Annotated in this window: 20 protein-coding genes and 1 other RNA gene; 1 reads left to right on the forward strand and 20 read right to left on the reverse strand. The window is 61.6% G+C overall.

Annotated elements, in window-relative coordinates:
* Positions 1 to 43: 43 nt before the first annotated feature.
* Genes ftsA through EQW76_RS04270 form a run of 3 tightly spaced genes read right to left on the reverse strand, consistent with a single transcriptional unit; the run spans position 44 to position 3218 of the window.
* A complete protein-coding gene (gene ftsA, locus EQW76_RS04260; RefSeq protein ID WP_111222856.1) occupies positions 44 to 1375 on the reverse strand; it encodes a cell division protein FtsA in 1332 nt (443 codons plus the stop codon).
* On the reverse strand, positions 1372 to 2304 hold the full coding sequence (locus EQW76_RS04265; protein ID WP_142823190.1) for a cell division protein FtsQ/DivIB: 933 nt from the start codon (positions 2302 to 2304) through the stop codon (positions 1372 to 1374). Before EQW76_RS04265 ends, ftsA begins: the two co-directional genes overlap by 4 nt.
* The gene (locus tag EQW76_RS04270) at positions 2292 to 3218 is read right to left on the reverse strand and encodes a D-alanine--D-alanine ligase (protein ID WP_111222854.1); all 927 of its coding nucleotides are present in this window, start codon (positions 3216 to 3218) and stop codon (positions 2292 to 2294) included. Before EQW76_RS04270 ends, EQW76_RS04265 begins: the two co-directional genes overlap by 13 nt.
* A 503-nt stretch (positions 3219 to 3721) precedes the next feature.
* On the opposite strand from EQW76_RS04270, the gene EQW76_RS04275 reads away from it, so the two are divergent.
* A complete protein-coding gene (locus tag EQW76_RS04275) occupies positions 3722 to 5026 on the forward strand; it encodes an MFS transporter (RefSeq protein WP_142823191.1) in 1305 nt (434 codons plus the stop codon).
* 95 nt (positions 5027 to 5121) lie between these two features.
* Here the strand turns inward: EQW76_RS04275 and murB are convergent, their stop codons facing one another.
* The 17 genes from murB to EQW76_RS04360 all read right to left on the reverse strand — a co-directional run bounded on the left by murB (position 5122) and on the right by EQW76_RS04360 (position 23493).
* Entirely contained in the window at positions 5122 to 6096 is a 975-nt protein-coding gene (murB, locus tag EQW76_RS04280) for a UDP-N-acetylmuramate dehydrogenase (protein WP_142823192.1), read from the reverse strand.
* Positions 6093 to 7508: a UDP-N-acetylmuramate--L-alanine ligase gene (gene murC, locus EQW76_RS04285; RefSeq protein ID WP_142823193.1), complete on the reverse strand. Its 1416-nt coding sequence runs from the start codon at positions 7506 to 7508 to the stop codon at positions 6093 to 6095. Before murC ends, murB begins: the two co-directional genes overlap by 4 nt.
* Entirely contained in the window at positions 7505 to 8629 is a 1125-nt protein-coding gene (gene murG, locus EQW76_RS04290) for an undecaprenyldiphospho-muramoylpentapeptide beta-N-acetylglucosaminyltransferase (protein WP_142823194.1), read from the reverse strand. Before murG ends, murC begins: the two co-directional genes overlap by 4 nt.
* A 4-nt stretch (positions 8630 to 8633) precedes the next feature.
* On the reverse strand, positions 8634 to 9788 hold the full coding sequence (ftsW, locus tag EQW76_RS04295) for a putative lipid II flippase FtsW (RefSeq protein ID WP_142823195.1): 1155 nt from the start codon (positions 9786 to 9788) through the stop codon (positions 8634 to 8636).
* Between the two features lies 1 nt (position 9789).
* Complete coding sequence (gene murD, locus EQW76_RS04300; protein ID WP_142823196.1) at positions 9790 to 11202, reverse strand: UDP-N-acetylmuramoyl-L-alanine--D-glutamate ligase; 1413 nt, start codon at positions 11200 to 11202, stop codon at positions 9790 to 9792.
* A 5-nt stretch (positions 11203 to 11207) separates the two neighbouring features.
* Positions 11208 to 12308, reverse strand: coding sequence for a phospho-N-acetylmuramoyl-pentapeptide-transferase (gene mraY / locus EQW76_RS04305; RefSeq protein WP_142823197.1), 1101 nt, complete (start codon positions 12306 to 12308; stop codon positions 11208 to 11210).
* Positions 12309 to 12337: 29 nt separating this feature from the next.
* Positions 12338 to 13771, reverse strand: a complete 1434-nt coding sequence (locus EQW76_RS04310) for a UDP-N-acetylmuramoylalanyl-D-glutamyl-2,6-diaminopimelate--D-alanyl-D-alanine ligase (protein WP_142823198.1) — start codon at positions 13769 to 13771, stop codon at positions 12338 to 12340.
* On the reverse strand, positions 13768 to 15231 hold the full coding sequence (locus tag EQW76_RS04315; RefSeq protein ID WP_142823199.1) for a UDP-N-acetylmuramoyl-L-alanyl-D-glutamate--2,6-diaminopimelate ligase: 1464 nt from the start codon (positions 15229 to 15231) through the stop codon (positions 13768 to 13770). Before EQW76_RS04315 ends, EQW76_RS04310 begins: the two co-directional genes overlap by 4 nt.
* A 65-nt stretch (positions 15232 to 15296) precedes the next feature.
* Entirely contained in the window at positions 15297 to 17048 is a 1752-nt protein-coding gene (locus EQW76_RS04320) for a penicillin-binding protein 2 (RefSeq protein WP_142823200.1), read from the reverse strand.
* Positions 17048 to 17542, reverse strand: coding sequence for a hypothetical protein (locus EQW76_RS04325; RefSeq protein ID WP_142823201.1), 495 nt, complete (start codon positions 17540 to 17542; stop codon positions 17048 to 17050). Before EQW76_RS04325 ends, EQW76_RS04320 begins: the two co-directional genes overlap by 1 nt.
* A gap of 1 nt (position 17543) precedes the next feature.
* Positions 17544 to 18569, reverse strand: coding sequence for a 16S rRNA (cytosine(1402)-N(4))-methyltransferase RsmH (gene rsmH, locus EQW76_RS04330; RefSeq protein ID WP_142823202.1), 1026 nt, complete (start codon positions 18567 to 18569; stop codon positions 17544 to 17546).
* A 17-nt stretch (positions 18570 to 18586) separates the two neighbouring features.
* On the reverse strand, positions 18587 to 19024 hold the full coding sequence (gene mraZ, locus EQW76_RS04335) for a division/cell wall cluster transcriptional repressor MraZ (protein WP_111222841.1): 438 nt from the start codon (positions 19022 to 19024) through the stop codon (positions 18587 to 18589).
* 405 nt (positions 19025 to 19429) lie between these two features.
* Positions 19430 to 19826, reverse strand: an RNA gene (rnpB, locus tag EQW76_RS04340) — RNase P RNA component class A.
* A 67-nt stretch (positions 19827 to 19893) separates the two neighbouring features.
* Entirely contained in the window at positions 19894 to 21087 is a 1194-nt protein-coding gene (locus EQW76_RS04345; protein ID WP_142823203.1) for an FAD-dependent oxidoreductase, read from the reverse strand.
* 100 nt (positions 21088 to 21187) lie between these two features.
* On the reverse strand, positions 21188 to 21745 hold the full coding sequence (locus tag EQW76_RS04350; RefSeq protein ID WP_142823204.1) for a lytic transglycosylase domain-containing protein: 558 nt from the start codon (positions 21743 to 21745) through the stop codon (positions 21188 to 21190).
* Positions 21746 to 22027: 282 nt separating this feature from the next.
* Positions 22028 to 22789, reverse strand: coding sequence for an N-acetylmuramoyl-L-alanine amidase (locus EQW76_RS04355; RefSeq protein WP_142823205.1), 762 nt, complete (start codon positions 22787 to 22789; stop codon positions 22028 to 22030).
* Positions 22786 to 23493, reverse strand: coding sequence for a DnaJ family molecular chaperone (locus tag EQW76_RS04360; RefSeq protein ID WP_142823206.1), 708 nt, complete (start codon positions 23491 to 23493; stop codon positions 22786 to 22788). Before EQW76_RS04360 ends, EQW76_RS04355 begins: the two co-directional genes overlap by 4 nt.
* Between the last annotated feature and the right edge of the window lie 133 nt (positions 23494 to 23626).

The raw sequence follows: 23626 nt of genomic DNA on the forward strand, positions 1-23626 counted from the left end.
GTGCTCGCCCGTGCCGGAAGGCATTGCCGCCCGGCCCGGAAACTCAAAAACTTTCTTTCAGCCACTGCCCGACCCGGGCAATGCGGCTGTTGTTGCCGCCGAGCGACGAAAGCAGACCGCTGCCGCCCATATGCGTTTCCAGATCCGCCACCTGCGGATAGATCATCAGGCCGACCGCCGTCGAAAAGGCAGGTCCCTTGGCTGCCGTCGGCAGGCCGGAAATGCCCATCGGGCGGCCGATGCGGACGTTCCGCGCGAGGATATGGCGCGCCACTTCCGGCAGGCCGGTCAGCTGGCTCGCACCACCCGTCAGCACGACGCGCTTTCCGACGATCGGGCTGAAGCCCGAGCGCTGGATACGGTCGCGGATCAGCTCCAGCGTTTCCTCGATACGGGCGCTGACGATGCGCGATACCAGCGCACGCGGCACCTGGGTCGGCTGGTCGCGGTCATCCTCGCCAATTGGCGGGATGGAAATCATTTCGCGGTCGTCGCCCGGATTGGGCAGCGCCGAAGCGTGCACGACCTTCAGCCGTTCTGCGTCCTCGATACGGGTCGACAGGCCACGGGCCAGATCGGTCGTGACGTGATGACCGCCGATGCTGACCGCATCCGTGTGCACGAGCTTGCCTTCGGCAAACACCGAGATCGTAGTGGTGCCGCCGCCCATGTCGATGGCGGCGCATCCGAGTTCGACCTCGTCGTCGACCAGGGCAGCCAGACCGCTGGCATAAGGCGTTGCCACCATGCCCTCGACCGACAGGTGGGCACGGTTGACGCTGAGTTCGAGATTGCGCAATGCCGAGCGCTCAGCCGTCACCACATGCATGTCGACGCCAAGCGCGTCGCCGAACATCGCCAGCGGATCGCGAACGCCGCGCTCGCCGTCGAGCGAGTAGCCCGTCGCCAGCGAATGCAGGATGGCACGATCCTGGCGCAGCGATTGCTGGCAGGCGGCCGTCAGGACCTTCTTCAGATCGGTGGCTTCGACTTCCTGACCGCCGAGATCGATGGTTGCCGTATAGATGTCGCTTCCGAGGCGACCGGCCGAGACGTTGACGATCAGGCTCTCGACCGTCAGGCCCGCCATTCGCTCGGCAGCGTCGACCGCAAGGCGGATGACGCCTTCGACTGCATCGAGATCGGCGATGACGCCCGTCTTGATGCCGCGTGAGCGCTGGTGGCCGATGCCGATGATTTCGATGTTGTGCGTGCGGCCGGGAAGAACCTGCGTTTCCTCGCGCGGCGTCAGCCGACCGATCATGCAGACGATCTTCGTCGAGCCGATGTCGAGCACGGAGACGATATGCGAGCGCTTCGACGAAAGCGGCTTCAGGCGCGGCAAGCCGAAATGGGACGAACCGAATAAGCTCATGTGTCTTGTCCCGCCTTTTTCAGAGCCTTGGTTCTCAAATCCAGCGCCGCCTGTCGGCGCACCATCGCATCCGGCGTCAGTTCCACCGTCGTGCGATCTTCGAGACGAAGGTCGACGGCAGCGATGTCGCGCGCCAGAAGGTTCTGTTCCTTGTCCAGCTTTGCCAGCTTTGCGAGCGCCTGCTGCAGGTCGTCTTCCGGCAGCTTGATGACGATGCCGCTGTCGAGATAGAGATCCCAGCGGCGACCGGCGACACGCACAAAAGCCTTGACGTGGCTGCGAAGGTCCGGCCAGGCGGCAAACATGTCACCGACCGAAGTCGCGGCCTTCTCGGCTTCGCGCCCGACGAACAATGGCAGGGACGCAAACTTGTTGTCGCGCAGCGGCGCGATGACCGTACCGTTCTGCTCGATCAGCGAAAGCTCGGCGCCGTGCTGCCAGATACCGTAAGCGGCCTTCTCCTTGAGCTTCACCTCGATGGTCTTCGGATAGACCTTGCGAACCTCGACGTTTTCGACCCAGGGAAGGCTGGCAATCTTCTGGCGCGCGGCATCGACGTCGAGTGCGACAAGCGATGTCGTGCCATCGAGGCCGAGAAGCTGCAGGATTTCGATTTCAGAAGTCTGGTCGTTGCCCGAAACCTTGACGTCCTCGATAGCAAAGCCGGCTGCCGCCGTCGTTGCCTGGGCGACAGTCTGCGTATGACCGCCGAGCGACATGCCGTAGAGGCCTGTCGCGGCAAGGAAAGCTATGGCGGAGACAGTGCCGAGATGTGGTGGAACGTAGATGCGCCCGGAGCCGAGGCTCACCAGGAAACGCACGGCACGACGGAGCGGCCGCGGCAGGACGAACAGGTCCTCCGGCTGATCGAACAGCACCGGAGCACGGTGCCTCGAGCGCTTCATCCTTTTGACCGTCAACGCAAACATGACGCGTCCTCCACCATCCACCGGAGAAATTCGCCAAACGAGTAGCCGGCGTGGCCTGCCATTTCCGGCACAAGCGAAGTCGGGGTCATGCCGGGCTGGGTATTGATCTCTAGCCAGATAAGTTCACCATCCTCGGAAAAGCGGTCGTCGTAGCGAAAGTCTGATCGTGTGACTCCGCGGCAGCCGATTGCTTGATGCGCCGTTAACGCTAATCTTTGTATTTTTTGGTAAATATTTGGTGAAATTTCTGCGGGAATTACGTGTTTCGAGCCGCCTGCGACATATTTCGAGTCATAGTCATAGAAGCTGTGTCCCTGCGGCACGATCTCGGTGACTGCCAAAGCCTTGTCGCCCATGACGCCACAGGTGAACTCGCGGCCGGCAATGTAGCGCTCGACCAGCACGTCGTCGCCGTAGCGCCATTCCGACGACGTGATAACCTGCGGCGGGTGCGCCTGGTCTTCCTTGACGATGACGACGCCGAAGCTCGAACCTTCCCGGACCGGCTTGACAACATAGGGTGCCGGCATCGGATGCTCGGACCCGAAGTCGAAACGGCTCATCAGCAATGATTCGGCAACCGGCACGCCGGCATCGGCAGCCACCAGCTTGGCGCGCGACTTGTCCATCGCCAGCGCAGACGCAGCCACGCCGGAATGGGTATAGGGGATCTGCAGGTATTCAAGCACGCCCTGGATCGTGCCGTCTTCACCGAAGGGGCCATGCAGGGCGTTGAAGACGACATCGGGCGCAAGATCGGCGAGCCGCGCCGAGATATCGCGATCGACATCGATCAGCGAGATCCGGTAGCCCTGCCCTTCGAGAGCGTCAGCGCATGCCTTCCCCGACGACAGGCTGACCGGCCGTTCCGAGGAAAAACCGCCAAACAGGACGGCTACATGCTTCTCACTCATCGATACCCCCAAAAATACAGCTCTTTGCGACAGCACGCTTGCGCGAAGCTTTTACCGGGCGATTCCACCGGCTTCTGAATGAGCCTATTAGAGCGTCATTATAGTTAACGAAGCGTTTACTTTGGTTAACCCGATGCATCTTTTGCCGCCACCGACCCAAAAGAATCAAAATCCCGATGGCAATTACCCTCTTGGAATCAGAGCTTTAGATCCGTGGCAAGAGGCGCCTTCGATTTTCTTAATCCTGGACATCACCCCGGCGGGAGCCTCCGATCCGAGATATGCAACCCCTGCGATACCGGAGTGATTGCGAGTAACGGCAGACGCGTCGCCGGTTCGACTTGAGATCCCTGCGGATCAGCCGGAGACACCCGACGATGCGGACATTATTGTGCGACGCATCAACGATTTCGTTCGGGAAATTGCTACTTTGGCGTTTGCGCCGGTCTTAAATTGCGTTAAGGCCCGTGAAGTTGAACTTAGCATTCCGGATTGGTAGGAAAATGAAACAAGCGATATCGCCATTATCGCCGGCTCCCTCGTCGCGAAACAGTGCCTCCCTGAATTCGCCGTCACGCGTTCTGCTGGCAAGCCTGATCGGCACCACCATCGAATTCTTCGACTTTTACGTTTACGCGACGGCTGCAGTCCTCGTTTTCCCGACGCTGTTCTTTCCGACCAGCGATCCGACCACCGGCGTCCTGCAATCATTCGCGACTTTTTCAATCGCCTTCTTCGCCCGTCCTATCGGCGCCATCGTGTTCGGCCATTTTGGTGACCGCATCGGCCGCAAGGTGACGCTCGTTGCAGCCCTCATGACCATGGGCATCTCGACGGTACTGATCGGCTTCCTGCCCTCCTACGCCTCGATCGGCGTGGCCGCGCCTCTGCTGCTGGCGATCTGCCGCTTTGGCCAGGGCTTCGGTCTCGGGGGCGAGTGGGGCGGCGCGGTGCTGCTGGCGACGGAGAATGCGCCGGAGGGCAAGCGCTCCTGGTACGGCATGTTCCCGCAACTCGGTGCACCCGTCGGCCTGTTCCTGTCGTCGGCCGTCTTCTGGCTGCTGCTGCACTTCATCTCCCAGGAAGACTTCATCACCTGGGGCTGGCGCGTGCCGTTCATCGCCTCGATCATCCTGATCGGCATCGGCCTCTGGGTCCGTCTGTCGATCACCGAGACCCCGGAGTTCAGCGAAGCCGTCGCCCGCAAGGAGCGTGTTGCCGTTCCCGTGGTCGAAATCCTGAAGAACCACAAGCGCAGCCTTGTCCTCGGCACCTTCGTGGCGCTGGCAACCTTCGTGCTCTTCTACATCGGCACGGCCTACCTGCTGTCCTACAACGTCAAGGTCCTGAAGATCAGCTTCCTCGACGCGCTTCTCGTGCAGATCGTCGCCTCGGTGTTCTTCGGCATCTTCTGCCCGATCGCCGGCAAGCTGTCGGACCGCTTTGGCCGCCGCACCGTGCTCGTCGCCACGACGGTCGCGATCGGTGTCTTCTCGTTCTTCCTGCAGACCCTGCTGACCGGTGGCCTCACCGAGATCTACATCTTCGCAGCTGTCAGCATGGCATTGATGGGGATGACCTACGGCCCGATCGGAACTGCGCTGGCAGCGCCGTTCCCGGTGGCAGTGCGCTACACCGGCGCCTCCATCACCTTCAACTTTGCCGGCATCTTCGGCGCCTCGCTGGCACCCTTTATCGCCACCTGGCTCGCCAGCAACTACGGCCTTGCCTATGTCGGCTACTATATGGCAATCGCCGCCTTCATCACGCTGATCTGCATCCTGCTCTCAGGCAACGAAGAGATCTGATCCACACAATCGCATCGAAAAAGGCCGCGAAACATCTGTTTCGCGGCCTTTTTTCTAACTAAGTATCGGTTCCCAGCAGGCGCTCTGCTATTTACCTACTCCGTCGTCACACCATGGAACGGACGAACCTCGCGGCCATCCATGAAGGTTCCGAGCCGTTTGATTTCCCATTCCAGCTTGACGCCGGATTTCTCGAACACCTCGCGGCGAACCTGCTCGCCGAGATATTCCAGATCGTAGCCAGTCGCCTGGCCCATGTTGATCATGAAATTGCAATGCAGCGACGACATCTGCGCGCCGCCGATGACGAGACCACGGCAGCCGGCCTCGTCGATGACTTCCCAGGCGGAAAGGCCCGGCGGGTTCTTGAACGTCGAGCCGCCGGTCTTTTCGCGGACCGGCTGAACGGTCTCGCGATGATTGCGCACGGCATCCATGTCGGCACGGATCTTGGCCTTGTCCTCGGTATAACCCTCGAACACCACATCGGTGAAGATCAGGTCGGCCGACGCTGACGAATGGCGGTAGGTGTAGCCCATGTCGGCATTGCTCAGCACATGCTTGTTGCCGCTGCGATCAACAGCATGGACCTCGACCAGCCGGTCGCAGGTCTCGACGCCATTGGCGCCGGCATTCATGCGCGCCGCACCGCCGATCGAGCCCGGGATGCCGTAGTAGAAATGGAAACCGCCGATGCTGTTATCCATGGCCATGGCGGCGACATGCTTGTCGGGGCAGATGGCCCCCGCCTTGATACGGTTTTCCCCGGCCAGTTCGAGCGAGCCAAACCCCTTGGCAGACAGCCGCAGCACGACGCCGGGAATACCGCCGTCACGCACGAGGATGTTCGAGCCGACACCGACGACCATCAGCGGCACTTCCGGAGGCAACAGCTTCAGGAAGGTGACGAGGTCATCCGTATCGTGGGGCTGGAACATAAGCTCCGCCAATCCGCCGGCACGAAACCAGGTGACGCGATCCATCGGTGCATCCGGCGTCAACCGTCCGCGAATATTCTTGACGCCGTCGCCCAAAGACGCGAGCAGCTTTTCTCCATTGACCTGCTTCATGCGGATTTACCCGAAAGGCCTTCCAGTTCCTGTGGCAACGCTGCGGCCCAATAGGTTATGCTGCCAGCCCCTAACAAAACCACAAAATCGCCCGGCTTTGCAATCTCCGCGACCATTCCGGCCAAACGATCCGGCGAAGGCAGGTAACGGGCGTCGCGATGGCCGCCGGCCTTGATGCGCGACACCAGGGCTTCCGAATCGACGCCCTCGATCGGTTCCTCGCCGGCCGAGTAGACCGGCGCGAGGAAGATGCTGTCGGCGTCGTTGAAGCAGGCGGCGAATTCCTCGAACAAGCTCGAAAGCCGCGTAAAACGGTGCGGCTGGTGAACGGCGATGATCCGGCCGGAGCACGATTCGCGCGCCGCCTTCAAAACCGCTTTGATCTCGACCGGATGATGCCCGTAATCGTCGAAGATCTTCACGCCATTCCACTCGCCGGTCAGCGTGAAGCGGCGCTTGACGCCGCCGAACGCCGCAAGGCCACGGGCTATGTCTTCGTTGGAAATGCCGAGCCGGTTGGCAACGGCAATGGCCGCGGTGGCATTGGCGATATTGTGACGGCCTGGCATCGGCAACACGAGATCCTTGATCTCGATAACCTTGCCGGTGCGGCGGCGACGGATTTCGATGTCGAACAGCGACCGCGTCCCGTCGATGCGGACATTCATGAAGCGCACGTCGGCCTGCGGGTTCTCCCCATAGGTGATGACCTTGCGGTCCTCGATACGGCCGACGAGCGTCTGGACTTCCGGATGATCGAGGCACAGCACCCCGAAACCATAGAACGGGACATTTTCGACAAACTGCCGGAAAGCAGCCCGTACGGCATCGAAGGTGCCGTAGTGATCGAGATGCTCGGGATCGATGTTGGTGATAACGGCGACGTCTGCCGGCAGCTTCAGGAAGGTGCCGTCCGATTCGTCGGCCTCGACCACCATCCACTCGCCCTCGCCCATGCGGGCATTGGTGCCGTAGGCGTTGATGATGCCGCCGTTGATGACGGTTGGATCGAGTCCACCTGCTTCGAGCAGCGTCGCCACCATAGAGGTCGTGGTTGTCTTGCCGTGCGTGCCGCCAATGGCAATCGCATTGCGGAAGCGCATCAGCTCGGCCAGCATTTCGGCGCGGCGAACCACTGGCAGCAGCTTTTCGCGCGCGGCGATCAGTTCCGGGTTATCCTTCCTGATGGCGGTCGAGACCACCACCACTTCGGCTTCACCCAAGTTCTCCGCCTTGTGGCCGATGAGAACCTCGATGCCCTTGGCGCGCAGGCGCTGGACATTGGCGCTGTCCGCCTGGTCCGACCCCTGCACCTTGTGGCCGAGATTGTGCAGCACCTCGGCGATGCCGCTCATGCCGATGCCGCCGATGCCGATGAAATGTACGAGGCCGATGGCCTTAGGCAGCTTCATGCGCCTGCCCCCTTGAATTCTGCAATTGAACGTTTGTCGGCAATAGCCTCTACAAGATCCGCGAGCAAGTTTGCTGCCTCCGGCTTCCCCGTCGATTTCGCAGCAGCGGCCATCTTGGCGAGCTTTTCGGGCGAATTCATCGAGCCTCGCAAGATCGCCGACAGTTTTTCCGACGAGAGCTCCGACTGTGCAATGACCTTGGCTCCGCCATTCGCGGCAAGCGCTGCGGCATTGGCCGCCTGGTCGTGGTCGAGAGCATAGGGATAAGGCACGAGGATCGCCGGTCGGCCGATGACCGCAAGCTCGGAGACCGTCGAGGCGCCGGAGCGGCAAATCACGAGGTGGGCAGCCGCAATCCGCTCGGCCATGTCGTTGAAGAACGGCGCGATGTCTGCTCCCATCTGCAGATGGACGACGCAGTTATTGACCGTCTCCATGTCCTCGACCCGCACCTGCTGGGTGATCCGCAGCCGGTTGCGGAGCGGCTCCTCCAGCAGGCTGACTGCGGTCGGAATAGCCTTGGAAAAGAACTGCGCGCCCTGGCTGCCGCCGAAGACGACGAGGTTGAACGGCTCATCCGGACCGGATGGATTATAGGGCGTCTTGGCTGCCTCGATGACGGCCGGCCGCACGGGATTGCCGGTGGTAACCGTCTTTTCCGGGTACGCACCGCCATTGTCCGGCAGGAAGCCGCCGGCAATCGCTTTCACGCGGCCGGCCAGCGCCTTGTTAGCACGGCCCATCACGGCATTCTGCTCGTGGATGACGGTTGGCACGCCCATGCGTGTCGCGGCGAGCAACGGGGGAATCGTTGGATAACCGCCGAAACCGACGACGCAAAGCGGGCCGATGTTGCGGATCAGCTTTCGGGCCGCGCGCATGCCGGTCCAGAGCGTCCAGAGCGAGCGGGCGAGATTGACCGGGTTCTTGGAGCCGATCGTTGCGGAAGGCACCACGTGGATCTCGTCGGCTGGAAAGGAGCCCGCATAGCGCTCGGCGCGGCTGTCGGTGACCAGATGCACGGAGTAACCCCGATCGCGCAGCTTGTAGGCCAGCGCTTCGGCTGGAAATACATGGCCGCCGGTGCCACCGGCGGCGAGAAGAATGATGCCCTTGCTCATCGCATCACTCCGCCGGAACGCCGTGGGTCACGCGAAACAGGCTGCGCTCCTGCATGCGCTTCTCCGGTCGGTGACGGGTCAGCGCCAGGATGAAGCCTGCGGTGACGCAGATCGCGATCATCGACGAACCACCGTAGGAGATCAGTGGCAGGGTCATGCCCTTGGCCGGCAGCAACTGCAGGTTCACGCCGACATTGATGATAGACTGGATGCCGATCTGCAGCACCAGGCCGGCAACGGCGAAGCGGTTGAAGTCGTTCTTCTCACGGTAGGCATGAGATAGTCCGCGCAGGACGAGGACCGCGAAGATGCAGACCAGGAACATGCAGAAGATGATGCCGAACTCTTCCGCAGCCACCGAGAAGATGAAGTCGGTGTGGGCGTCGGGAATGATGCGTTTGACGATACCCTCGCCCGGACCGACGCCGAACCAGTCGCCGCGCACAATTGCCTCGCGGGCTGTATCGACCTGAAAGGTATCGCCTTCGCCGGTCAGGAACTTGTCGATGCGCAGCGCCACGTGCGGGAAGACGTAATAGGCGCTGAAAAGACCACCCACGCCCATGCCGCCAAGCACGAAGATCCACAGCCAGGGCATGCCCGCCATGAAGAACATGCCGGCCCAGACGGCCGATGTCAGGATGGTCTGGCCGAGGTCGGGCTGGGCGACCAGCAACGAGGCCACGATACCGAAGAGGATGATGGCAAAGAGGTTGCCCGGAATTTCAGGCTGGCGCGCATGCTCGGCAAAAAGCCAGGCGCAGACGACGACGAAGGCCGGCTTCATGAATTCCGAAGGCTGGATCGACAGGCTGGCGAGATTGACCCAGCGGCGCGAACCCTTGACTTCGACGCCGAAGAACAACGCAAACAGCATCATAGCCAGCGAGACGACAAGAATGATCACAGCCGTCCGGCGCACCTGACGCGGCGTCAGGAACGAAATGCCGATCATCACGGCGATTGCCGGGATGAGGAAAGCGGCATGGCGCTTGACGAAGTGGAACGGTTCAAGCCCGATGCGGGTCGCCACTGCCGGCGACGCTGCAAAGGACAGCATGAAGCCAATGCCGAGAAGCAGGATGAAAATCCCGAGGAAAAAACGATCGATCGTCCAGAACCAGTCGGCCAGGGCCCCACGGTCTACGCGGCTTACCATCTCATGCGCCTCCTGTTGGCGAACCGATCAGCATGGTGATCCCTTCCAGCGCCGACACGTGTGCGACGAAGGAATCCCCTCTGACCTCGAAGTTCTTGTATTGGTCGAAACTTGCGCAAGCCGGTGATAGCATGACAGCAGCGCTGACGCCCTGATCCATCGCCGCATCGGCAGCCGCGTGCAGAACGGCGCGATCAAGCGTGCCGGAAATCTCGTATGGCACGGCCTCGCCCAGAGTGGCTGCAAACTGCGGTGCCGCCTCGCCAATCAGATATGCCTTGGCGATGCGGGGAAACAGCGGTGCAAGCGAAGCGATGCCTCCCTCTTTCGGCAAGCCGCCGGCAATCCAGTAGATCCGCTCGTAGCTCGACAAGGCCGGAGCCGCTGCCTCGGCGTTGGTCGCCTTCGAATCATTGACGAACACGACAGTGCCGCGACGCGCCACCGGCTGCATGCGATGCTTCAGGCCCGGGAACGACGCAAGGCCGGACTGGATATCCTCGACGGATACGCCCACCGCCAGGCAGGCGGCGATGGCCGCTGCGGCGTTCTGGGCATTGTGGCTGCCGCGCAATGTCTGGATGCCGTCGAGATCGGCGATGGCGGCCGTCTCTCCGGCCGATGCCCGGACAATCCGGCTCCCGTCGGCATATAGACCGTCTGACAACACCTGGCGGCGAGAGATGCGCATCACCGTGCCGCCGGCGCGTTCGATGCGGTCGGCAATGACCGTCGAGAAGCTGTCGTCGACGCCGACGATCGACGTACCGCTGCCGGCCACAAGGCGCTCCTTGATATCGGCGTAATGCTGCATGGTCCCATGCCGGTCGAGATGATCGGGGGTCAGGTTGAGGAGGATACCGGCCGAGGGGTTAAGCGTCGGGGCGAGATCGATCTGGTAGGACGAGCACTCGACGACATAATAGCGCTCGGCCCGCGGCGGATCGAGCGTCAGGATGGCGGTACCGATATTGCCGCCCATCTGTGTGTCGCGACCGCTCGATTTCAGGATATGGGCGATCAGCGCCGTCGTCGTCGATTTGCCGTTGGTGCCGGTAATCGCGATGAACGGGCAATCCGGTGCGTGCACGCGACGCTCGCGAACGAACAATTCGACATCGCCGATGATCTCGACGCCTGCCGACCGGGCGAGGTCAACGGTCCAGTGCGGCTTCGGATGGGTCAGCGGCACGCCGGGCGACAGCACGAAGCTCGACAGCCTTGGCCAGTCGATTGTTCTAAGGTCGGCCGTCGGAACGCCGGCGGCCGTCGCCTTGGCAACGCTGTCGGGATTGTCGTCCCAGGCGGTGACGTCAGCACCGCCAGCCACCAGCGCCAGGGCCGTGGCGAGGCCCGAGCCGCCAAGCCCGAACAGCGCAACCCTTTTCCCCTTGAGCGTGGTGACCGCTATCATCTCTTTTACCGCAGCTTCAGTGTAGACAGGCCGACCATCGCGAGCACGACGGCAATGATCCAGAACCGGACGACGACCTGGCTTTCCGTCCAGCCCTTCTTTTCGAAATGATGGTGGATAGGCGCCATCAGGAAAACGCGCCGCCCGGTCATCTTGAAGAAGCCGACCTGGATGATGACCGACAACGTTTCCATGACGAAAAGCCCACCGATGATTGCCATGACGATCTCATGCTTGGTGGCGACGGCAACCGTGCCGATCATGCCACCCAGCGCCAGCGAGCCTGTATCGCCCATGAAAATAGCGGCCGGCGGCGCGTTGAACCACAGGAAACCGAGCCCCGCCCCGATCATCGCCCCAAGCACGACGGAAAGTTCGCCGGTGCCGGGCACGAAATTGATCTGCAGGTAATTGGCAAACACGACGTTGCCGGCGAGATAGGCGATGACGCCGAACGACGCCGCTGCGATCATCACCGGAACGATGGCGAGACCGTCGAGTCCATCCGTCAGGTTGACCGAGTTGCCGGCCGCAACGATGACGAAGCCGCCGAACAGCACGAAAAACAGACCGAGATTGATCATGAAGTCCTTGAAGAAAGGAAAGGCGATCGACGAGCCGAAAGTCGATCCGGCCGGACCCGATGCCAACGCCGAGCGCATCATGAAATATACGGCGATGCACGCAATGACGAATTCGATCAACAGGCGCTTGCGGCCGGAGAAGCCCTTGTCGCTCTGCTTGGTGACCTTGAGATAGTCGTCGTAGAAGCCGATGGCGCCGAAGCCGAGCGTTACCAGGAGAACCGCAACCACATAGACGCTGGAAAGGTCGGCCCACAACAGGCAGGAGCCGACGACACCGGCGATAATCATCAGCCCGCCCATCGTCGGCGTGCCGGCTTTCTTGAAATGCGTCTGCGGTCCATCGGCACGGATCGGCTGCCCCTTGCCCTGGCGAAGGCGAAGAGATGCAATGATTCTCGGTCCGAACAGGAAGACGATCAGTGCCGAGGTGAACAGGGCGCCGCCGGTGCGAAACGTGATGTATCTGAACAGATTGAAGAATTTCACATGTTCAGAGAGGTCGACGAGCCAGATCAGCATCCAGGGCCCTTTCTAGGGTCAAAATTCAATTAGGTTTGCGGCTTCGTGTCGGAAACTGCAGGAAATTTGTCAAGCAAAGCCGCCACGATCTTGCCGAACCCGATGCCGAGCGACGACTTGATCATCAGCACATCGCCGGGCGCAACCGAGGAAAGAACGAAGGCGGTGAGCTCTTCCGTCGTCTCGCGATATTCGACCTGCACTGTTTCAGGCAGCGCCTCTTTCAGGGCTAGCATCTCCGGTCCGGAGAGCCAGGCGTGTTCGATCCCCGCAGCAATCAGCGGACCCGCCAGATCGGCATGCACCCTACGCGCATGTTCGCCCATCTCGAGCATGTCGCCAAGGACGGCGATGCGGCGTCCGCGATCATCACCGGCACCCGTTGCCAGCAGCGCCATTGCCGCGCGCATGGAGGCGGGGTTGGCATTGTAGCTTTCGTCGATGACGGTGAACGTGCCCGCCCTGATCGCAAGCCTGTGGCGTTTGCCGCGGCCCTTTTCCGGCTGCAGCGTCGCCAGCGCCTCGATAGCCCTGTCGAGGTCGCCGCCGACCAGCGTCACGGCGCCAAGCACGGCGAGAGCATTCTCGGCGATGTGGCGCCCGGGTGCACCGATTGCGATCTCGAACGTCTCGCTGCCGAGCGTCAGCCAAAGGGCAGATTTCTCGTCGGAACCGTTGAATTCTGCCAGCCGGAAGTCGGCCTTGGCATGCTGGCCGAAGCTGTAGATCCGCGTAATGCCGAGCGCCTGCGCCTGGCGCTCGAGGAACGAGAACTGGTCGCTGTCGCGGTTGAGGATGATGTCTCCGTCGGGCTCTAGGCCCTCGAAGATCTCCGACTTGGCGGCCGCAATTTCCTTGATGCTCTTGAAGTTGCCGAGATGGGCGGCGGCCACCGTCGTGATGATCGCCACATGCGGGCGGACCATCTTCACCAGCGGCCTGATTTCGTCCGGATGGTTCATCCCGATCTCGAAGACGCCGAAGTCGGTATCGATTGGCATCCGCGCCAGCGTCAGCGGCACACCCCAGTGATTGTTGTAGGATGCGACCGAGGCATGGACCTTGCCGGAGGGCGACAGCACGTGACGCAGCATCTCCTTGGTCGTGGTCTTGCCGACCGAGCCGGTAACGCCGATGATCTTTGCGCGCGACCGATGCCGGCCGGCGATGCCGAGCGTGGTCAATGCCGCCAGCACATCCTCGACGACGATCATCGGCACGGTAAGGCGCCCGAGTGCCGGCAGTCGCGCTTCGCTGACAACCAGCAACGACGCGCCATTGGCCATCGCCATGCTCGCAAAGTCATGCCCATCGACACGATCGCCCTTGATGGCGAAGAAGGCTTCGCCGGGTCCGATCGAACGGCTGTCGATGGAAATTCCCGTAATACCCGCAGGCAACGAGCCAACAGGCCGGCCATGCATGATGTCGATCAGGTCTTCGCTTGTCCAAAGCCAGCTCAAGATGTCGTCTCCCCTAGTGCCCGGCGCACTTCCGCATGATCCGAGAACGGCAAGGTGACACCGGCGACCGTCTGGCCTTCCTCGTGCCCCTTGCCGGCCACGATCAGCGTATCGCCGGCCTTCAGCATGTCGACTGCGGCGCGGATAGCCTCGGCACGGTCCGCGATTTCCGTGGCTGAGGTGGCCGCAGCCATGATTTCGGCGCGGATGGCAGCCGGTTGTTCAGAGCGCGGATTGTCGTCGGTGACGATGACGACGTCGGCCAGCCGGCAGGCGATCTCGCCCATGATCGGCCGCTTGCCACGATCCCGGTCGCCACCGCAGCCAAAGACGACGATGACACGACCGGTGGTAAAAGGCCGCACAGCCGCAAGCACGTTTTCCAGTGCATCCGGCTTGTGGGCGTAATCGACATAGGCAAGCGCGCCGTCGCGCGTCTGGCCGATCAGCTCAAGCCGTCCGGAAGCACCCTGGAGCTTTTCCAGCGCCTGCATTGCCACGGCCGCTGGAGCACCGGTCGAAATCGCAAGGCCGGCTGCAACCAGCGCATTGGCGATCTGGAAATCGCCGGCCAGCGGAATGTGAACCTCGAAGATCTCGGTGCCGAAATGCACCTCGGCGACCTGCTTGTGGCGCGAATGCTCGACCCGCTTCAACGTCAGGAAATTGCCCTTGCGGCCAACGGTGCGGATATCGTGACCAGCCTGCCGGGCAGCAGCTACGGCCTGATCCGACCAGGCGTCGTCGGCAAAGATGACGGCTGGCGATCCCTGCGGCAGCAGCGTATCGAAAAGCCGCATCTTAGCGGCCATATAGGCCTCTACGGTCGGGTGATAGTCCATGTGATCGCGGCCGAGATTGGTAAAGCCAGCAGCCTTGAGACGCACACCATCGAGACGGAACTGGTCAAGCCCATGGCTGGAGGCTTCCATCGCGGCATGGGTCACGCCCTCGTCGGCAAGTTCGGCCAGCAGTTTGTGCAGCGACACCGGATCCGGCGTCGTCAGCGAGCCATAGTCGTTGCGGCTGGGCGAGATGACGCCAGTCGTGCCGATCATTGCGGCGGTGCTTCCGGCATGCGCCCAGATCTGGCGGGTGAAGGAGGCAACGGAGGTCTTGCCGGCCGTACCCGTGACGGCGACCATCGTCTCCGGCTGGCGCCCGTAGAAGCGCGCGGCTGCCAGCGCCAACAGGCGGCGCGGCTCGGACACGGCTACAACCGGAACCGAACCGGCATCCGCCGCATGCCGGGCGAAAATCACAGCAGCGCCGCGCGCAGCGGCATCGGCCACGAAGGCGGCGCCATCGGCCTTGGTGCCGGCAACCGCGACAAAGGCCATTCCCGGCGTAATCTGCCGGCTGTCGGCGGAAAGACCCGTGATGTCGATGTCGCCCAGCGAGCCGCCGACCGGTCCGTTCAACTCGGGAAAATCAGTCCCGACGAGATCACGCAATTTCATGGCGTCTACTTCTTTGTTCTAGGCCTGCCCGCCCCACGCGAATCGACCGCGTTATCCATTCAATCTCAATAAGACACCAGCAAGGCGGAGCCGCCCTCCCCGAATTTCGGTTTTACACCGAGAATCGCTGCCGAACGGGCGATGATATCGCGCGCGATGGGGGCTGCCGTATAGGCTGAAATCGTGCCCCCGTGCTCGCCGGTCATCGGTTCGTCGCAAAAGCTCATGACCACATAGCGGGGATTGTCGATCGGGAAGGCTGCGAGGAAGGTGTTGAAGTTGGCCGTGTGGGAGTAGCGACCGTTGACGACCTTGTCCGCTGTGCCGGTCTTGCTGCCGACATCGTAGCCGGGAACGCGGGCGGCACGACCGGAACCCTTGGAGCCATTGAAGTCCAGCAGGAAGCGGACGTCGTCGCTGGTGCTCTTCTTGATGACGGTTTTCGCGACCAGGTCGGCCTGCTCTGCGGTGCGTGGCAGAAAGGTCGGCTCGATAAGCTTGCCGCCGTTGACGAGCGCCGCACCGGCCACCGCCGTCTGCAGCGCCGTCGTCGAGACGCCGTGGCCGAAGGAGATGGTGATCGAGTTGATCTTCTTCCAGACTTTCGGCTGGCTTGGCGTCTTCACCTCGGGTAGTTCTGTCGGCATCCGGGTCAGGAGACCGAGGCGCGTCAGGAACTCCTTGTGGGCATCAATGCCGACGAGATCGGCGATCTTCGCCGTCCCGATGTTGGACGAATACTGGAAGATTTCCGGAACGGTCAGCACGCGGCCCTGGCCATGGAAATCGTGGATCACGAAGCCACCGATGCGGATCGGCGCGCTGGCATCGAAAGCGTCCCGAAGCGTCACCTTGCCGCTGTCGAGCGCCATTGCCATCGTGAAGGTCTTGAAGGTCGATCCCATCTCGAAGGTGCCGTTCGACATACGGTTCAGCCAGCCTTCGGCGGCACTCGCGTTCGGCTCGTTCGGATCGAAATCAGGGGCTGACGCCATGGCGATGACTTCGCCGGTCTTAACGTCGAGCACGATGGCACCGCCGCCCTTGGCCTTGAAGTTGACGACCGCCTTGGTCACGACATCGCGGGCAATGGCCTGGACGCGGACGTCGATCGACAGCTTGACCGGCTCAAGCGGCTCATTGCTGGTCATGCCAACGGCGGCGAGATCGGCAAGGCCCTGATCGTCGATATATTTTTCCATACCCATGACGCCGCGGTTGTCGATGTTGACATAGCCGAGGATATGCGAGGCCGTCGGGCCGCCGGGATAGAAGCGGCGCTTTTCCGGCCGGAAACCGATTCCGGGAATACCGAGCGCCAGGATCTGGCTCTGCTGCTTCGGCGTCAACTGGCGCTTCAGCCAGGCGAAGTGCGACGTGTTGGTCGAAAGCTTTTTGTAAGTCCCCTTGAGATCGAGATCCGGCAGCACTGTCGAAAGTTTTTCGACGGCGTCGTCGACATCGACGATCTTGTTCGGCTCGGCAAACAGCGACACCGTACGGATGTCGGTCGCGAGCAGCGCCCCGTTGCGGTCGACGATGTCGGGCCGCGAGGCCATCAGCCTGTCGGCCGGCAGAATGCTCGATACGGTATCGGGCATGGCAGTGCCATACTCGACCAGTCGCGCGCCGATAATGCAGTAGACGACGCCGAAGCTCACGCTCAACAACAGGACGCGGCTCCGCGCCTGCCCCGTCTTGCGCTTTCGCGATCCCTCGACGACCGCGCTTGCAAGCGCGTCGACTGGCTTGCCGTTGGTACCGGCGGAAAAATGTGCCTTGCTCTTCAAGAGCATGATGCGGGATAGAAAAGACATCAGCGCTTCACCGATCCCGTTTTGATATCGTCGACACCGGACTTGCCATGCTTAGCCGGTGCCAGCCTTGCGACTGGCTTCGGCGCAGGCTTGGCTGCCACGTCGGCTATAACCTTGCGGATATCGGCATCGCTGTCGTCGCCCTTTGATGTGCCGGGCTTTGCGGTCGGCTTGCCGTCCATGATACCCGGAGGTGGCGGTAGCTGGCTGCGCAGCATTGGCAGCTCATTCGGCTGCACGAGGGATGTCGAGAGTGTCGGCTGCAGCTGCAGTTCGCTGTTATAGTTGGCGACCAACCGCTCGAGGCGGTTCGGCTGTACGACCAGCGCCCAGTCGGCCTTCAGCAGCTCGATGGTATCCTTCTCGAGCTTGATCTCGGCTTCGAGGTGATGCACCTCCTCGAGCTTGAGCTCGGCGCGGTGCTTGATGGTGTAGGTCACGGCCGCCGCAGTGGTCATGACGCCGATGAGCACGATATCGAAGGTCTTCAGCATCTCAACCTCCAAGCTTTGCAAGGGTGGCAAGGTTCGGCAGCTCGAAAATCGAGACGTCGGCTGCTTCTGCCGGCGCAGCGGTTCGCACAGCAGCACGCAGCTTGGCCGAACGGGCACGTGGATTGAGCTCGGCCTCGACCTCGCCGGCCGAGACGACCTGCTTGCCGATGGCATCGAAAGTCGCCGCCCGCTCGTGGACGACTGGCATATGGCGCGAGCCCGTCGAGCGGCCCGAACGGTCGGTGAGGAACTTCTTGACGATGCGGTCTTCCAGCGAATGGAAGGTGACGACGACCAGGCGGCCGCCGGGCTTCAACGCCCGCTCGGCGGCAAACAGCGCTTCGGCCAGTTCACCGAGCTCGTCGTTGACGAAGATACGCAGCGACTGGAAGACACGGGTCGCCGGATGGATCTTGTCCTTGGCCTTGCGGGGCGTTACCAGCTCGATCAGTCCTGCAAGATCACGCGTCGTCTCGAAAGGCTTTTCGGCACGGCGCTTCTCGATGGCATGGGCAATGCGCGGCGCCTGCTTTTCCTCGCCGAGAAAGACGAAGATTCGGATAAGGTCGGCGAGCTTGGCATTGTTGATGACGTCGGCAGCAGACACGCCCTTTGCCGACATGCGCATGTCGAGCGGACCGTTCCTCTGGAACGAGAAGCCGCGCTCGGCCTCGTCGATCTGCATCGAGGATACGCCGATATCGAGAACGATGCCGTCGAGACCGCCCTCAGGAGCATGCTCTGCCAGCTGCGAGAATTGCGAGTGAATGAGAGTAAGTTTGCCGGGATGAGCTTCGACCAGCGCCTGGCCTGCCGCAATCGCCGTCGGATCGCGGTCGAGCGCAATCACATCGGCACCCGACGCCAACAGCGCCGACGTATAGCCGCCAGCCCCGAACGTGCCGTCGAGAATGACCTTGCCAGGCGCAGGCTCCAGCGCCCTTACGACTTCGGCCAGGAGAACCGGAATATGACGAAGCGGCCCGCCACCGGCTTCAGCACAATCTCCGCCAGGTTGAGCTTCCATTCCGTCCCCTCGTTGTATCAGGAACGCATGCCCGCCAGCCTGCGCTCCTCTCTTGCGGTTGCCTGCAGGGCTTGAAACGCCTGCGGCTCCCAAAGCTGAAAGTAGTCCGCCCGACCCACGAAGGTCACCTCGTCGGTGATTCCGGTGAAATCGCGGATGAAATCCGTGACCATCAACCGTCCCTCGGCATCGAGCTTCATGAAGACCCCGCCCCCATGGATGAGGAGCGACATCTGATTCGCCTGCGACGAAAACGGATCTTCCGCCGCAATCTGTTGCTCGAACCGGTCGAGCAGATCCAGTCCGCCGATGCTGATCGCCGGGAACACGAAATCCTGGAAGCAGTACAGCTCCGGAATGGCGCGCTCCGACAGCACCGATCGAAATACCGAAGGCACGGAAACGCGGCCCTTGGCATCGATCTTGTTCGTCGCATTCGACAGGAAGCGTTTCATGACGCGAAACACCCGTTTCCATTGGTCGCGCGAAAATCCTTCGCCCACATTCACTGCCGCCATCGCACAAAGCTTCGCCCGCCGGAAAAACTATTGTCTTCCCGGTCTCCCCGAGAGGAGCACGACCTTTACTTTGCGATGATTGGGCCTTGATTTGCCCCTGTGCAGTGCGAATTTGGGATACCATGGGACCATATGGGCGTCAATGGGATACGGCCTGCGGAAGCCGGTTGCAGTCCCCCATATTCATAGGCCGTTAAGCTTAACGAAAGGTTAGGAAGTGCGGCATTTGCCCGCCGCGAGCGCCTGAGAGGCGATCGCATTGCTTGAAAAAATTGGACATTTGACTATCGATTAGCGACCGCAAATAAAGGGCGCGAGGCGCCACCGCAGTGCTCGAAAAAAATTACCAGTTGGCCTGTAAGCCGGGTTCTGTAAGGCCCCGACCGAAGTCGGAACGTGGCAGCCATTCATCTGGGACGACACTTGCGTGCCGCCTCGTGCAACCCACCCGGATGACAGGCCCGGAAACAGGCTGGTGCGCTTGCGCGCCCCGCGTCATCCCTATTCGGTTTTGCTCCCGGTGGGGTTTACCATGCCGTCGCTGTCACCAGAGACGCGGTGGGCTCTTACCCCACCCTTTCACCCTTACCCGGTCGGGACCGGGCGGTTTACTTTCTGTGGCACTTTCCCTGAGGTCACCCTCGCCGGACGTTATCCGGCACCGTGTTTCCGTGGAGCCCGGACTTTCCTCACCCCACCGCCTTTCGACATTGTGAAGCGCGGCTGCCCGGCCAACTGGTAGGCGCTCATTAGCCGAGGCCGCAGGCAATTGCCACCTTAAATCCAACGACCGCCGGCAAATCCGCTCACTGGCGAAAATATGGTGCAAAATCCGTGCTGTAGGCGTCGTCGTTGATTCGACCCTCGAGCAGCAATTCGGCACCAAGCCGGCCGATTTCATCCGAACTCTTCGCCGACGTGCCGCTGCAGCCGGTCAGGACGCCAATCCGCGGCGACGCCGTGTAGCCGATCATCGGATAGGTCGACGGTGAATAGGAGGTGACACAGGCGCCCGACGATATCGACAACGGCCGCAAATCGGGAACCAGCCGTCGAACGATCCGCGTCAGGTGATCGCGTACCGAGGCCCGGCCATCGGTGCGAAACCAGGCACGCATCTCGGCGTCGCTGGTGATGTCGTAGTCGTCGGGATCCCCGCCGATCTTGAGGTAATACTTGCCGTCGGGATATCGGATCGGCGGCAGCAAATAAATGCTGTCGACGTCATCAGGGCCCTTGGTGATCAGCGACGGCATGGTTCCGAGCGCCATTGCATCGGCTTCGCTGATCTCAAAATAGGCAATCGTCCGGCCACGGACAATCATCTCGACCGGAGCCGCCAACAGGCTGGCGGCAATGGAAAACCCGCCGGCAGCCAGCAGCGCCTTCTCCGCCCGGTAGACGTTACCCTCGCCCGTCGTCACCACGGCAATGCCGCCCTCGTCGCGGATCGATACTACGGTCTCTTTCAGCACCTTCGCCCCGACCTTTTCGGCAAGCAGCGATTGCGCCTTCACCAGCCGGCGCGGGCTGATATGGCCGGCACCCTGTGGCTCATAGATGCCCTCGCTGCCGCGGTCGAACGCAAAGAATGGAAACCGGGCACGCAGGCCATCGTCATCAAACCGCTCGGTACGCACTTTCAGAGCCTCGGCAGCTTTGGCGACGTGATCGATATAGGCATCTGCGCCACCCTGCCTCGGCCCGACCGCAAGGCAGCCAACCTGGGAGTAGAAGGCAATGCCGCTTTCCCGCTCCAGTTCGCGGTAGCGCGCAATCGACCGGTTTGCCAGCAAGGCCCAGTTCGGATCGGGATCTATCGTCCGGGTGATACGACCCTCGTCATAATGGCTGGCGAAGACGCCGCTGTGGACCTTCCGATCCGCAGGTTCGTCAGGCCCTATCACGGCGACGCCGTTCGTCTGGCGGGCGAGGTGGCGAGCAGCCGCCGCCCCCATCATGCCGCGACCGATGACGATGAACTTGAAATCCGCTGCCATGTCAGGTCTCCATCGATATCGGGAATCGATAGCATGACAATCGGCTGGATTTCCAGACGAAGTTCACCTGATAAACAATTCGTCTTCAAGCACTTGCCGCCTAGTCGAGAAGCGCCAGCACCTTGCCGCAGTACCGCTTGGACACCGGGTTCATGCGCGTCGCGCCATGGCCGGCATTGTATTTGAGGATAGTATTGCAAGTCTCGCCACCGCCGAGCGTCTGCGCCAGGGCCAGATATTTCATGCCGATGCGGATGTTGGTATCGGGATCGGCGAGCCCCTTGACCGAGCCGGAATAACCCATCATCCGTGCCGTTGCCGGCTTCACCTGCATCAGGCCGACCTCGCCATGGCTGCCGCGCATACGCGGGTTGAAGTTGCTTTCGATCTTGATGACTGCCGTTGCCAGCGCGACATCGACGCCGTTCTGCCTGGCATATTTGGTGATGATCTCGGAATAGCGATTGTCGCTCGGACCCGGAACAACGGTGTTGCCGGTGCTAGCCGTTGCATCCTGCCTGGCGTAACCGATGCTGCGGCCGAGTGTCTTGAACGATTTCGTCTCGACCCTGACCCGGTGCTGGCCTGCAAAAGCGCAATCGTATCCCATCAGCAACATGCTTGCGCATGCTGCCGTCGCAACAATCAAATTTTTCATTCAGTCTCTCGTCTCCGGGTGGGATCGCGGCAGCGGCGCATGGCGCTGCCCTGCCGTCGGGATAGCCATCTCGATGGCCAGTTCCCGCAAAAATCCACGTTGTCGTCTACGGCTGCTGTTCCGGATAAGTGAACGGTTCAGCGCCGCTGTTCATCGGCGCCGTTAGACCATCGCAATGCGCAGATAATAGGGAAATGCTGTGGCAGCGTCCGGATCTGCAGCCTTTTGCGATGCCGGAAGCCGTAAGCAGGCATTCAAAAGACAATTGGACAGGTGCAATCTTCAGGCGAAGTGCGGCAACGCCCGCAGCAGGCGATGCAGCGTATCGATGGTCGAGAAATCGGCGATCCCGTCGACCCGTTCCTGGCGGAAATGCCGCTGGAAAGCCTCGACATCGCCGGCCATGGCTGCGGAAAAATCGCCATTGATTTCCGTGCCGTAACCATAGAGTGACAGCATCGACTGCAGCGCCTCGACCGGCTGCCCGCTGTCGCCCATCTGGAAAAAGCGCCCCCCGGATATCGGCGATGGCTCCACCCAGTGACCGACCCCTGCGGCATGCAGCCTTGCCCACGGAAAGCGCTCGCCGGGATCGACCTTGCGAATGGGTGCTATATCGGAGTGACCGAGCACCCTTTCCGGCGCTATGGACCAGCGCTCGCCGCAATCGCGACACAATTCAATGACCGCATCGATCTGCGCATCGGGGAATTGTGGCAAGCCGCCCGGGTGGCCTGCATTGGCGATCTCGATGCCGATGGAGAGCGAGTTGATATCGTTTTCCTTGCGCCAGACACCCTTGCCCGCATGCCAGGCACGACGCGCTTCGGGCACGAGTTGCAGCACCCGGCCGTCTTCATGGATGAAATAGTGGCTGGAGACCTGGCTTTCCGTCCGACAGAGCCAGTCGAGGGCGCCATCGGCCGTGCCCATGCCGGTATAGTGCAACAGGATCATATCCGGCTTGCGCCCACCTGCCCGCTCGCCGTGGTTCGGAGACGGTTGCACCAGGGCACCGCTGTAGTCAGCCGCAAACGATGTCATGCGGCGCGGCGTTCCTTCTCGATTTCCTCGTAGGCAGCGTTCAGTGCCGCCATCCGCTCGTTGGCGATGACGTGGAACTCCTCGGGCACGCCACGCGATACGAGGCGGTCGGGATGGTGTTCGTAAACCAGGCCGTGGTAGCGCTTGCGGATGGTCGGGAAATCGTCGGAAGGCTTGACGCCCAGAACCTTGTAGGGATCGCGCCCGTTACCGGAGACATGCCGCGCCATGATCTGCTCGAAGCGTTCTTCGTCCATCTGGAAGATCTCGGCGATGTGGGCGAGGAACGAGATTTCCTTCTCGTGGATCAATCCGTCGGCCTTGGCAATGTGGAACAGGCCGTCCAGCACGTCCTCGAGCACGGGGCAGTTTTCGCTGCAAGTGACGCACAGCGTTGCCAGCCGTTCGGCATAGGCCTCGTAGCCGGCAACGTCCTGGCGCGCCAGATTGTAGAGGCGCGCGACATTCTTCGCCTGGTCATCCGGAAACTCAAAAATCTCGCGGAAGGCATTGACTTCATTCTCGGTGACGACACCGTCTGCCTTCGCCATCTTGGCAGAAAGCGCGATGATCGCGACCGAGAACGCCACCTTGCGGCGGGTTTCGGGATCGCCTTCGAACAACGTCCGGATGGCTTCGACCACGCCTGACAGGGCATTCCCCGCGGTGCCGACGGCATTCAGCAGCTTTTCCCAGATAGACATGACGATCCCGATTACTCCAAAGAATGAGCAACACGTTGATCAAAGAATGGTGGCGAATGCAAGCTGACCATTGGCCGCAGCGTTGAAAACACCTTTCACGAATAGGTAATGATCTAACCATAAATGCCGCTCC

This window comes from Rhizobium sp. rho-13.1, from assembly GCF_007000305.1.
GTDB classification, from domain to species: domain Bacteria; phylum Pseudomonadota; class Alphaproteobacteria; order Rhizobiales; family Rhizobiaceae; genus Rhizobium; species Rhizobium rhododendri.

Coding starts and splice junctions, on each gene's coding strand:
- ftsA (WP_111222856.1), bottom strand. CDS start 1,375: ATGAGCTTATTCGGTTCGTCCCATTTCGGCTTGCCGCGCCTGAAGCCG.
- EQW76_RS04265 (WP_142823190.1), bottom strand. CDS start 2,304: ATGTTTGCGTTGACGGTCAAAAGGATGAAGCGCTCGAGGCACCGTGCT.
- EQW76_RS04270 (WP_111222854.1), bottom strand. CDS start 3,218: ATGAGTGAGAAGCATGTAGCCGTCCTGTTTGGCGGTTTTTCCTCGGAA.
- EQW76_RS04275 (WP_142823191.1), top strand. CDS start 3,722: ATGAAACAAGCGATATCGCCATTATCGCCGGCTCCCTCGTCGCGAAAC.
- murB (WP_142823192.1), bottom strand. CDS start 6,096: ATGAAGCAGGTCAATGGAGAAAAGCTGCTCGCGTCTTTGGGCGACGGC.
- murC (WP_142823193.1), bottom strand. CDS start 7,508: ATGAAGCTGCCTAAGGCCATCGGCCTCGTACATTTCATCGGCATCGGC.
- murG (WP_142823194.1), bottom strand. CDS start 8,629: ATGAGCAAGGGCATCATTCTTCTCGCCGCCGGTGGCACCGGCGGCCAT.
- ftsW (WP_142823195.1), bottom strand. CDS start 9,788: ATGGTAAGCCGCGTAGACCGTGGGGCCCTGGCCGACTGGTTCTGGACG.
- murD (WP_142823196.1), bottom strand. CDS start 11,202: ATGATAGCGGTCACCACGCTCAAGGGGAAAAGGGTTGCGCTGTTCGGG.
- mraY (WP_142823197.1), bottom strand. CDS start 12,308: ATGCTGATCTGGCTCGTCGACCTCTCTGAACATGTGAAATTCTTCAAT.
- EQW76_RS04315 (WP_142823199.1), bottom strand. CDS start 15,231: ATGAAATTGCGTGATCTCGTCGGGACTGATTTTCCCGAGTTGAACGGA.
- EQW76_RS04320 (WP_142823200.1), bottom strand. CDS start 17,048: ATGTCTTTTCTATCCCGCATCATGCTCTTGAAGAGCAAGGCACATTTT.
- EQW76_RS04325 (WP_142823201.1), bottom strand. CDS start 17,542: ATGCTGAAGACCTTCGATATCGTGCTCATCGGCGTCATGACCACTGCG.
- rsmH (WP_142823202.1), bottom strand. CDS start 18,569: ATGGAAGCTCAACCTGGCGGAGATTGTGCTGAAGCCGGTGGCGGGCCG.
- mraZ (WP_111222841.1), bottom strand. CDS start 19,024: ATGAAACGCTTCCTGTCGAATGCGACGAACAAGATCGATGCCAAGGGC.
- EQW76_RS04345 (WP_142823203.1), bottom strand. CDS start 21,087: ATGGCAGCGGATTTCAAGTTCATCGTCATCGGTCGCGGCATGATGGGG.
- EQW76_RS04350 (WP_142823204.1), bottom strand. CDS start 21,745: ATGAAAAATTTGATTGTTGCGACGGCAGCATGCGCAAGCATGTTGCTG.
- EQW76_RS04355 (WP_142823205.1), bottom strand. CDS start 22,789: ATGACATCGTTTGCGGCTGACTACAGCGGTGCCCTGGTGCAACCGTCT.
- EQW76_RS04360 (WP_142823206.1), bottom strand. CDS start 23,493: ATGTCTATCTGGGAAAAGCTGCTGAATGCCGTCGGCACCGCGGGGAAT.